This window comes from Agreia sp., from assembly GCF_964263775.1.
Classification (GTDB): domain Bacteria; phylum Actinomycetota; class Actinomycetes; order Actinomycetales; family Microbacteriaceae; genus Agreia.
Map to the genome: position 1 here is coordinate 1 of NZ_CAXVWM010000157.1, position 2985 is coordinate 2985.

A 2985-nucleotide genomic window follows, 5' to 3' on the forward strand; every position below is an offset into this window, starting at 1 on the left:
CATCCCGAGGTCTTCGACGTGCTGCTGCAGGTTCTGGATGACGGCCGCCTCACCGACGGACAGGGCCGCACGGTCGACTTCCGCAACACGATCCTGATCCTCACGTCGAACCTGGGGTCGCAGTATCTTGTCGACGGGTCGCTGACCGCCGAGCAGAAGGAGGAGGCCGTGCAGGCGCTCGTGCGCCAAGCGTTCAAGCCCGAGTTCGTGAACCGGCTCGACGACATCGTGGTGTTCCAGGCGCTCACCCGCGAAGACCTCGCTCAGATCGTGTCGCTCTACGTCGACCGGCTGGCCCGCCGCATCGGCGACCGTCGGCTCGAGCTGGCCGTCACACCGGATGCCCGTGCCTGGCTCGCCGAGAAAGGCTACGACCCGATCTACGGCGCGCGTCCACTGCGCCGCCTGATGCAGCACGAGATCGACGATCGCCTCGCGACGGAGATCCTCCGCGGCACGGTGCGCGACGGCGACACAGTGCGCGTCGACCTCGACGACGCGGGCGACGGCCTCACGGTGACGGCGGAGCCGCCCGCGGCTCCCTGAGCCGACCCGTTCCTGAGCCTGTCGAAGGACCGCCTTCGACGAGCTCAGGGAACGGAGCCGCTACTCGTTGACGAGAACGATCTCGTCGAGCGGAAAGCGCTCGCGCGGGGCCTTCTCGCGGGCGATCGCGCCCTCTTCGCCGAGGGCCTCGGGTGTGTCGAGCGTTCCGAGCGCGGTGACCGTGAGGGGCGTGAGGTTCTCGGGAATCGAGAACGCGTCGCGCAGACCGTCGGCGATGATTCCGCCCATCTGGTGAACGTGCAGGCCTTCGTGGTGCGCCTGGATCGACATGTGGGCGACGGCCTGGCCCAGGTCGTATGAGGCCAGCCCGCGCGGCTTGCCATCGAGGTCGGCGGTCTCGGCCAGGTTCACGATCAGCACGGCGGCGTTCGGGGTCCAGGCCTGGTTGAAGCCCATGAGGTTCGAGACGATCGAGTCGAAGGCGGGGGTTCCCCGGCGGGCGACGATGAAGCGCCACGGCTGCGTGTTGCTCGCCGACGGCGACCAGCGGCCGGCCTCGAGAATGGATGCGAGTGCGGTCTCGTCGATGGCGACGGAGGGGTCGTAAGAGCGGGGGCTCCAGCGAGCAGCGAGCACCTCGAGAATCGGAGCGCTTGTCTCTGAAGCGCGGGCGACGCTGGTGGTGGTGGTGAGTGTCATGAACAGTGTCCTTACGGTGTGCTTCGTCGCATCCCCCGTGTGGCGGATGCGTGGGCCAGGCATCCATTGCCTAGCTATGCAAACGCATAGACCCTCTCGATATTCCCGGTGCGCTCAGAAACCGGATGCGAGCAGTTCCTCCAGGCGCGCCGCGAACGCGTCGACGTCGGCCTCGGTCGTGTCGAACGAGCACATCCAGCGCACCTCACCCGTCGACGGATCCCAGTCGTAGAAGCGGAAAGTCTCGCGCAGCCGATCCGCGACCTCCGGAGCCACGATCGCGAACACCGCGTTCGACTGCGTGGGCTGGGTGATCGTCACGCCGTCGAGCCCCTCGACCGCCTGCCGCAGCCGCTGGGCCATCGCGTTGGCGTGCGAGGCGGAGCGCATCCAGAGCCCGTCGTTCGGCCCGCCCTCGAGCAGCGCGATGAGCTGCGCCGAGACGAAGCGCATCTTGCTCGAGAGCTGCATGTTGAGTTTGCGCAGGTAGCTCAGGCCCTCGGATGCGTCGGGGCTGAGCACCACGACCGCCTCGCCGAACATCAGCCCGTTCTTCGTGCCGCCGAACGACAGAACGTCGACGCCGGCGTCGGAGGTGAACGACCGGAGCGGAACGCCGAGGTAAGCGGCGGCGTTGGAGATGCGGGCGCCGTCCATGTGCAGGGTCATGCCCCGGGAATGCACGTGCTCGGCGATGGCTCGAACCTCGTCGGGGGTGTAGGCCGTGCCGAGCTCGGTGGTCTGCGTGATCGAGACCGCCAGCGGCTGCGCCCGGTGCTCGTCGCCCCAGCCCCAGGCCTCGCGGTCGATGAGCTCGGGCGTGAGCTTGCCATCCGGCGTCGGCACCGTCAGCAGCTTGAGGCCGGCGACGCGCTCGGGCGCGGCGTTCTCGTCGGTGTGGATGTGCGCGGTCTGCGTGCAGATGACCGCCCCCCAGCGGGGAAGCATCGACTGCAGACTCAGCACGTTCGCGCCGGTGCCGTTGAACACGGGAAAAGCCTCGACGCCGTCGCCGAAGTGCTCGGCCATCACATGCTGCAGGCGCGCCGTGTAGAGGTCTTCGCCATAGGCGATCTGGTGTCCGCCATTCGCCGCGGCGACGGCGGCGAGAACCTCGGGATGCACGCCGGCGTAGTTGTCGGATGCGAAACCCCGGTAGTCGAGGTCGTGGAGTCTCAGGGGCGCGGCGGTCTCGGTCGATTCGGTCACGCATCCAGTCTCGCCCACCGGTCGCGCACGGGCGTTGCGTTCGGCGCGGCTTTGTTGCCGGGCTCCGTGCTGCCGGCGCTCACCCCTCGACCCCGAGGGTCGGCCAGCGTCGGGTTCCGGTCCAGCCGCGTGTCGTCAACTCGGCTTCTAGCGTGTGCAGCAGGTGGCCGGGGTTTCGGATGTCGGGGATCACCGCCTCGATCGACTTATAGTCGATGCGGTCGAGCTCGCGACGGCGAACCACGTCGCGCTGCCACTGCGACCTGTCGGTGAGATGGCCGTCTCCCTGATATTCGAGGCCGACGGCGTAGCCGGGAATTCTGAGGTCTGGCTGGGCGATCGTGTCGCCCCGCGCATCCAGAATCGGCTCGTTGACGATCGGATCGGGAAACCCCGCGCTTTGCACGATCAGTCGCAGTCGTGTCTCATAGGGGGAGTCGACGCGCTCGCGCACGAGCTCGAGCGCGCGGGCGATGACGCTTGCGTGGCGACGAGAAGGATGCTCGACCGCCGCCACGCGCAGCTGCGGGATCGTGACGAAGGGGATGTGGCTGCCGTCGCGCTGGCGTA

General features: G+C 68.1%; 3 protein-coding genes and 1 pseudogene. 1 reads left to right on the forward strand and 3 read right to left on the reverse strand.

Going from position 1 to position 2985, the window contains the following annotated elements:
- Window positions 1-546: AAA family ATPase (locus tag ACE5CZ_RS11670; RefSeq protein WP_374947500.1), on the forward strand; the 546-nt coding region annotated here is incomplete at its 5' end.
- Window positions 547-606: 60 nt separating this feature from the next.
- On the opposite strand, the gene ACE5CZ_RS11675 is transcribed toward ACE5CZ_RS11670, so the two are convergent.
- From ACE5CZ_RS11675 to ACE5CZ_RS11685, 3 genes and pseudogenes are all read right to left on the reverse strand, one after another.
- On the reverse strand, window positions 607-1206 hold the full coding sequence (locus ACE5CZ_RS11675) for a nitroreductase family protein (protein ID WP_374947501.1): 600 nt from the start codon (window positions 1204-1206) through the stop codon (window positions 607-609).
- A gap of 114 nt (window positions 1207-1320) precedes the next feature.
- Complete coding sequence (locus ACE5CZ_RS11680) at window positions 1321-2415, reverse strand: threonine aldolase family protein (protein ID WP_374947502.1); 1095 nt, start codon at window positions 2413-2415, stop codon at window positions 1321-1323.
- A 79-nt stretch (window positions 2416-2494) separates the two neighbouring features.
- Window positions 2495-2985 (reverse strand): annotated as a pseudogene (locus ACE5CZ_RS11685) (hypothetical protein); the annotation flags it as partial.

Bases quoted from the DNA above. Each gene is read 5' to 3' on its own strand.
- ACE5CZ_RS11675 (WP_374947501.1), bottom strand. From the start codon at position 1,206: ATGACACTCACCACCACCACCAGCGTCGCCCGCGCTTCAGAGACAAGC.